Origin of the sequence: Oscillatoria sp. CS-180 (genome assembly GCF_028330965.1) — a bacterium.
In the GTDB taxonomy this organism is placed as follows: Bacteria; Cyanobacteriota; Cyanobacteriia; order Phormidesmidales; family Phormidesmidaceae; genus Halomicronema.
This window is the reverse complement of sequence record NZ_JAQMUB010000004.1, coordinates 21,406-29,226: the sequence shown is the minus strand read 5'-3', so window position 1 is coordinate 29,226 and position 7,821 is coordinate 21,406. Positions and strand designations below refer to the sequence as shown.

The 7,821-nt window shown below is 50.3% G+C and carries 7 protein-coding genes; all 7 read left to right on the top strand.

Annotated elements, in window-relative coordinates; translation table 11 throughout:
• Positions 1-590 (top strand): ARC6/PARC6 family protein (locus PN498_RS00595; RefSeq protein WP_272060725.1); only part of this gene is annotated, 590 nt, incomplete at its 5' end.
• Between the two features lie 220 nt (positions 591-810).
• Positions 811-1,416 carry a DUF3038 domain-containing protein gene (locus PN498_RS00590; protein WP_272060724.1) on the top strand — a complete coding sequence of 202 codons (606 nt, stop codon included), beginning with the start codon at positions 811-813 and terminating at the stop codon, positions 1,414-1,416.
• Complete coding sequence (locus PN498_RS00585; protein WP_272060723.1) at positions 1,413-2,474, top strand: DUF4335 domain-containing protein; 1,062 nt, start codon at positions 1,413-1,415, stop codon at positions 2,472-2,474. The genes PN498_RS00590 and PN498_RS00585 overlap by 4 nt, the downstream gene beginning before the upstream one ends.
• A 383-nt stretch (positions 2,475-2,857) precedes the next feature.
• On the top strand, positions 2,858-3,595 hold the full coding sequence (locus PN498_RS00580; protein WP_272060722.1) for a lysophospholipid acyltransferase family protein: 738 nt from the start codon (positions 2,858-2,860) through the stop codon (positions 3,593-3,595).
• Positions 3,596-4,277: 682 nt separating this feature from the next.
• A complete protein-coding gene (locus PN498_RS00575) occupies positions 4,278-5,456 on the top strand; it encodes an amino acid ABC transporter permease (RefSeq protein WP_272060721.1) in 1,179 nt (392 codons plus the stop codon).
• Positions 5,457-5,459: 3 nt separating this feature from the next.
• Positions 5,460-6,674, top strand: a complete 1,215-nt coding sequence (locus PN498_RS00570) for an amino acid ABC transporter permease (RefSeq protein WP_272060720.1) — start codon at positions 5,460-5,462, stop codon at positions 6,672-6,674.
• A gap of 289 nt (positions 6,675-6,963) precedes the next feature.
• A complete protein-coding gene (locus PN498_RS00565; RefSeq protein WP_272060719.1) occupies positions 6,964-7,743 on the top strand; it encodes an amino acid ABC transporter ATP-binding protein in 780 nt (259 codons plus the stop codon).
• Positions 7,744-7,821 lie beyond the last annotated feature (78 nt).

The following is a 7,821-nucleotide window of genomic DNA, read 5'->3' as shown; positions in this document are numbered from 1 at the left end:
CGCGATCGCCGCGATGGGGACGACTGGCTGCCGTTGGCGTGATGGGTTTGCTAGCCGTAGGTACCCTGGGTTTTGTAACTATACGCACCGTGGGGTGGATTGCTGGAATGTTCAGCGGTCCCAGGATCCAAGGACCCGCACTGGATATTGGTCTGACATCGCCGCCGATTTCGATCCCAGTGCCGCCTGCGCCCGAAGCTCAAATCAGTGTTAGAGATGTTGCAGAGCGCACCATCAACAACTGGCTATCCACCAAGCGAGAAGCGATGGGTCCCGATCACAATGCGAGTGGCCTCGAAGCTGCGCTAGTGGATCCTGCCCTGACAGAATGGCGCAATAAGGTCAACGAAGGGCAGCCAGGCAGCTGGCACTACACCTATGAGCATGACGTTGAGGTGGTCAATGTTGAACCGGATGATCCCGTAGCAGACGCGCTCACCGTAGAGGCCCAAGTCAAAGAAGTCGCAGATTATTACGAATTAGGTGCTCGCAATGCAGCACTTTCCTACGATCAGGATCTCAACATGCGTTACGAATTAATTCGTCAAGGTAGCGACTGGTTTGTGCAAAGCATGACCGTTGTTGAGTGATTTTCCAGCGGCTTGGGAATCTTTGAATCGCTATTGGTTTCTGCTCATAGCTGTGATTTTTTAGGCTGTCCTAACCGCATGAGGTGGTGAAATAACTCGTTTTGCGGTATGTTGGGCGCTTGTGCGTCAAAGCTATGATGATAGTCCTAAACAGATTAGTTAGCCTGTCAAAAAGCTAACTGCACACCGTTTTGTTTTGCTGCCCTACTGAACTGAGGATATGCAAGTAGACAGTCCTCCGGCACCATCGCCGCCCTCTATTCTAGATACACTCCCGAGTCCGAACTTACCCACTACGGATTGCCCCCGTCGAGTTCGGATCGATTTAGACCTGCTGATGCTGGCGATCGAAGCCCTGGATGTTGGCGGCTCTGAAGCCATTCTCAAAGTAACTGAGCAGTTGGGTCTAAAGACCGTCATTGCCAATCGGGTTAGACTGTGGCTCATCCGGAGTACCAATCCTATGCGGCGACAGAGCCAGCGTGATCCCCTTTCCTTAGAGGAGGCCAAGGCACTCGCGATCGCAATTTGTTTTCTAGCCAAACGTCTGACCGTACTTATCCGCCAGCTGTTGCTGGGTCATCAGCAACTCAGCGACAAACAATTGAGCCTAGAACATCATTTTCGGCTCTCTGAATATCTTCAGCGGTTTCGCAGTCTCTTTCGAGCACGGATGAATCCTCAGCGAGCCGGGGTCATTGCTTACGATACCGATGAAAAGCTGGATGCTCTGGCAATAACGCTGCTGACTCGTCTATTGTTTTGTACGGGTACTCAAGGTCCCCAGCGACTTTGGAGCAGTTTGTTTGATGGAGAGGTGGTATGACAGTTCAAAGACAGTACACCTTGCCCAACTGTAACCTCAAGCTAGAGGGACTGAGCACTGGCGACGACAGTGATCCAATGGCACCGATGACGGTCGTGCTCAATTCTGAGTGTTCCTTTCCAGGGATGACTGAGAGCCTTAGCGGTGGGCGCGAGTTTCTGAACGCCTTAGTCAAAACCGTCAGTGATTACGCTCAGTCGCTGCTGAGTGGCATCCCGCATCCGTTGGCTGAAGAGGTCTCAGAGGAACACTTTGTCACTCTAAAAGCTGGAGACAATCATCTTCACCACTTAGCGGCAATCGTCGCCGATGCAGAAGGAAAATCGACGCGAAAAACACTGGAACTTAATTCAGTCCAACTTTTTGATCTGGTGGAAGCGATCGACCAGTTGTTGGCGGACACGTTGGCGCTACCTGATATGACGCTACAGCTATCGTCGTTGAATCGCCGCCACTCGCGTTCAGCTGAGCCTGCCACGAAACGAGTCTTTCCAGCAGCAGCGGGATTATCCGCCCTCGCCGCTGCTGCTGCCCTGCTGTTTGTCGTGCCTGTTCCTGAGTTTGAACCTGAGCCCACTGAACGAAGGCGGAGTTTGACGGAACTGATTGAAGAGGAATCGGCCAATTTATCAGAGGGAGGGTCTTCATCCGATGCGGGGGCTGAAGAAGCCGATGTTCCTTCAGAGGATGCTGTGACTGAGGATTCTGATTCAATTGGGGCTTCGTTGGGTCGCTTGGCCAATGCACCGAACATCACAGATGAAGACGCATTGGAATCTCTGAAAGACGAACTTGAAGAGACCCTTGAATCAGAATTACCAGAAGATATCCCGTTTGAAGAACCTCTAATTTATCGAGTCGCGGTATCAGAGACGGGAGACGTATTGGGGTATAAGTATCAGAACGATGCTGCACTCACCAACGTCGACGATACTGCCCTTCCCGAATTGGTCTTTATTCCTCTCGATTCCGAGGAGACCATTACCGAACCGATCGCACAATTTGAGGTAACCTTTTCGCCTGACGGCGATGTTACGGCTGAAGCGATCGCCCCCTAATGGGGACAACGAGTAGCGAGAGTACATTAACTCAGCTATTTTAAGGCTGTTTCTGGGAATACATAAGACCCCGACTGTGGCGCAAGAGAGCATTGGCTTTGCCAATGGCGTCTGATAGATGGCAACTTTCTAGCTAAAGCTTGCTGAATTTTCCAAACCTCTATCTTCCGTCCCTCGAAATGTCTATCCCTTTCCGTTAAGATTTCTATCAAAGTTCACAGCAGTTTCCTGTAGCGTTAAATGAAGGCACGTCGAATGACACTCTTGAAAAGTGTCTAGCTTAGGTAGTACGCCTTCGAAATACCCCTTACGGTGAACGTAATCAAATTAACCTATCGAGATCAGACTTGTTCCCGAAAATGGTCGCTGAACGCATCCACTCTATGCCTACTGCTAGTCCGAGTTCCGTTCCTCTAAAGAGGGTATCGACGACGGTATCAAAGTGCTCTCCCTGGCTAACGCCTCTAGCCTATTTCCTAGGAGAAAAGTTCGTCGTCCCGAGCTATTTTCGGAAGATTCATATCTACGGCCAGGAAAATTTACCGACTAGCGGGCCCTTAATTCTAGCGCCTACTCATCGCGCCCGCTGGGATTCCATTGTGATTCCTTACGTTGCGGGGCGCTCTGTCACGGGCCGAGACCTACACTTCATGGTGACCTCTGATGAGGTGCAAGGAGTTCAGGGCTGGTTCATTCGTCGATTGGGAGGCTTTGCGGTCAATGTGCGATCGCCCAGCATCTCTAGTCTGCGACACGGTATCGAATTGCTTCAGGAAGAACACCCCCTTGTGATCTATCCAGAAGGCAATATCTTTCGAGATAATCAAGTCCATCGTCTCAAGCCAGGTCTAGCCAGAATTGCACTTCAAGCAGAAGCACAGACCCATGAGTTAGGTGTCAAAATCCTGCCTGTCAGCATTCAATACGAAGACCCAACCCCTAACTGGCGAAACGATGTCAAAATCACCTTCGGACAGCCATTAGATACGGCATCTTATCTGCCGAGTCATCAAAGCCATTTATTGACTGCTGAGGAATTGAAAACAGCAGCTCGTCGGCTAACGGACGACTTAGCTGCACAGATGAATGCGCTTTCGGATGTTCAAAGGCTTCCACAATAACATCCAACAGCAAGCCGAAAATTTTGCCAAAAGAATTCATATCAGGTTCAAGGCAGGATCGCTGCAACTACCTGACCCCAAAATTTTGATAGTGGGATCTAGAGGTGGGGTCTAGGGAGCGATCGCCCCCCTCATTCAATTCAAAACAGTCAAGAACACAGATTGATGGGTTCAATATTGTCCCTTGCATTCAGGGTCCTGTTCTTGCCATAGAAGAATTAAAGCTCTATGTAGAAATCTACGATTTGGCTGCGGACCGATTGGGTAATACCCACAGTACTGCAGGACATACAAAAACCATCGAGGACGCAATTACAAGACAAATCCACAAACCTTTTATCTGCTCAGGAGTCATGGGGCACTCTCCATTATTTTCTGTGCTGTTAGTAAAAACAGCGCTCGTCGCCCCATTTCCGGCTCGAACACGTGTTCTTCATCAAAATGACACCTGATCTGAGTCACTGAGACTTGTGATGGGCTGTCGGATGAAGACTGAGAGAAGAACATCGCGTCTGTCATTCCTCTCAAAACCAAAAGACCCAGCCAAAGACGATTCCATCAGCGCAACCTTTGTATCAGTGCGTAACAGATGAGACTTTCCTAATGGATAGTTTTGTCATAAGGTTCTAAGCATTCCGTATTGGCCTATAGCGCCCTGTTCTCTTGATGGAAGCCTGAGTCGATGGTTAGCAATTCTGGCGAGTCGAAACAATTTAATTTGAAGCAGCTCCTGCGAGATGATCGCTTCTGGAAGATTGCCTTTCAGATCATCACCCTCGCGGTTGTTATTGCAATTTTGGGTTATCTCCTGCTTAACTTGAGCACTAATCTCAGCAAGCAAGGGATTGATTTCGGATTTGGCTTTTTGTCCAATCCAGCAGGATTTAGTATTGGTGAAAGCGCAATTGAGTATTTGCCTAATGACCCCTATGGCAGAGCTCTCTTTGTCGGCTTCGTCAACACGATCACTTTGGTCATCGCAGGCATCATCCTGGCAACCACGGCGGGAGTTGCGGCAGGGGTCGCTAGCTTTTCGCAGAACTGGCTTGTGCATAAGATCAGTCGTGCTTATGTCGGCCTAACTCGTAACATCCCCTTGCTACTCCAACTGTTCTTCTGGTATTTCGCCGTGTATGGCGTGTTGCCAACCCCTCAGGAACAGCTCAATCTTGGGGGTCTCGTCATTGCGAGTAAGCGAGGTGTCTACGTTCCGTGGCCTGCCAGTAGCGGCTTTTTGATGTGGTTGGGAATTTTGGTGGCACTTGCAATTGCAGCCTTTTTTGTCTGGCAGTGGCGCACAAAATCAATGGTCGAGCAAGGAGACAGCGGACAAACTCAACTCATGATTTTGGGTGCCATCGCGCTTGCAGGCTTGGTGATTTTTGCGTTTATGCTGGGCTGGGAAGCGCCAACAGTGCAGGAAGGCGGTGGCGCAACGGGCGGTCTACGGCTCTCACGGGAATATGTAGCATCCCTGACAGCCCTCGTGTTCTACACCGGAGCGTTTATTGCTGAAATTGTTAGGGCCGGCATTCAGTCCGTGTCTAAAGGGCAGTGGGAAGCAGCGCGATCGCTAGGACTCCCCTCAAACCTATCCATGCGTCTAGTAGTCTTTCCTCAAGCACTACGAGTCATCATTCCTCCCCTCAACAGTGAGTTTATGAACCTAGCGAAAAACTCTTCGCTGGCTTTTGCAGTGGCTTATCCTGAGCTTTACTCCATTGCTAATACCACCTTCAACCAGACTGGACGCCCGATTGAGGTTTTCCTGGTTCTAATGGCAACCTACCTAACAATCAACCTGATCATCACCTTGGGAATGAACACATTGAACCAGACCGTACAGTTCAAGGAGCGTTAAACCATGACGACAACTACTCCTGATACCGTTTCAACCGCTCCAAAGCCTCGTCGGTCTAGCCCAGGCGCATGGATTAAGAAAAACCTCTTCAGCGATTGGTTTAATAGTCTGTTGACCATCGTGGTAGTTGGGGTGCTGAGCTATGCCGCCTACAGCAGCTTTAGGTGGGCATTTACTGTTGCTCAATGGACAGTAATCCCTCAAAATATGGGCCTGTTTATGACAGGGCTCTATCCGTCTGAACAATATTGGCGGGCCTGGCTATTACTAGGTATTGTTTGTGCCCTTGCGGGGTTATCTTGGGGGATTCTGGCGCGAAATCTCAAGAGCTTATTCAGTCGCAGCGTTTTGATTGGCTTCGCGATCGTTTGTGCTGGTTTTGTCCTCTTTCCCCCGACTCGACCGAGTAGTCCCAAACTGCTGGTAATGGTAGCGATTGTGGCGGCTACAGCTTGGGCTGGAAGAGCCATAGGCCGCAAAGCGTCAGGTCTTGGCAAATGGATCTCCTTAGCGTGGTTCATTTCCTATTTCATTGCGATTTGGTTGATTGGTGGCGGTTTAGGGCTGCCCAGCGTTTCCACCAACGATTGGGGAGGACTGATGCTGACTCTGCTTATGGCAGTCAGCGGCATCGCGCTGTGTTTTCCGCTAGGCGTCATTTTAGCCTTGGGTCGTCGTAGTAGCCTGCCTGTCGTCAAGTGGTTATCCGTTGCGTATATTGAACTGATTCGCGGCGTTCCACTGATTGCGATTCTGTTCATGGGACAGGTCATGATTCCGCTGTTCCTGCCAGAAGGAATGCGTCCTGACCGGGTGCTTCGAGCCATTATTGGTCTGACGTTGTTCAGTGCGGCCTATCTAGCAGAAAACGTTCGAGCAGGGCTGCAAGCGGTTCCTCGGGGTCAGCAAGAGGCAGCAGCATCCTTGGGACTCAACACTCCTCTATCTTTGGGACTGATTGTGCTGCCTCAAGCTTTGAAGACAGCTATTCCAGCGATCGTGGGTCAGTTCATTAGTCTGTTTCAAGACACGACCCTGTTATCTATCGTGGGCTTGGCAGAATTGCTGGGCATCAGCCGCTCGATCCTGGCAAACCCAAACTACTTGGGACGATACGCCGAAGTCTATCTGTTTATTGGTGCTATCTACTGGTTCTTCTGCTACGCCATGTCTCTCGGCAGTCGCAAGATTGAAGAGAAACTCAATACGGGTCGTTAGCCACTTCGTGTAACAGTTGACAGCCTTGAAGCCCATGTCTCGATATCGTATTGCACAATAAGTACACAATTAGGTCGCTCTATTTAGAGCGGCTGACAGGTGTGCTTAAACGTATCGTTGCTGTAATGCGGTTCGCTTTTAGGCAATATTAGGGTTTTGCACACAAATCAATCCTGTCTCCGGTTGATGTGCTCCCCATAGAAGCGAAAGTTGTTTGATACCTAAGTTCAGTTTCTCCACCCCCCTTTTTGTATTTTCTTGACTTGTTGATTTTTTTGAGAACAAACCTATGACACAGATTCAGACCGAAGCTGCTCCTATTGACTATCAAGCTGGTGAACCCGTCATTGTCGCGCGGGATGTGGAGAAGTGGTACGACAATGGATTTCATGTTCTTCAGGGAGTTAGCCTAACGGTTTACAAGGGTGAGGTGGTCGTGGTGATGGGACCTTCGGGTTCAGGTAAATCCACCTTTATTCGGACGTTCAATGCTCTGGAACCTTATCAGAAAGGCAGCATTGAGGTAGACGGGATTGAGCTGGCTCACGACTTGAAAAATATTGAAGCTATCCGCCGAGAGGTAGGAATGGTCTTCCAGCAGTTCAACCTGTTTCCCCACTTGACGGTGCTGCAAAATGTTACCTTGGCGCCCATTTGGGTCCGCCGCTGGCCCAAGGCAAAGGCTCAAGAAGTGGCCATGCGCCTGCTAGATCGAGTTGGCATTGCCGAGCAAGCACAGAAATATCCAGGGCAGCTTTCGGGGGGGCAGCAGCAGCGGGTTGCGATCGCGCGCTCCTTGGCAATGCAGCCCAAGGTCATGCTGTTTGACGAGCCGACCTCTGCTCTCGACCCTGAAATGGTGCGTGAGGTACTCGACGTTATGCGGAAGCTGGCGACTGAGGGGATGACGATGGTTTGTGTCACTCACGAAGTTGGCTTTGCACGGGAAGTTGCGGATCGGGTTGTCTTGATGGACGGCGGTGTTTTGGTGGAAGAGAATACGCCTGAAGCCTTCTTCAACAATCCCCAAGAGGATCGTACGAAGAAGTTCCTGTCTCAGATTCTCTAATGTGGCAGGTGCATTGCTGGAGCAAACCCAGTTGATGGTGAAGCCGTGCCTGTGAACTAGGCGATCGCTCTCTACAGG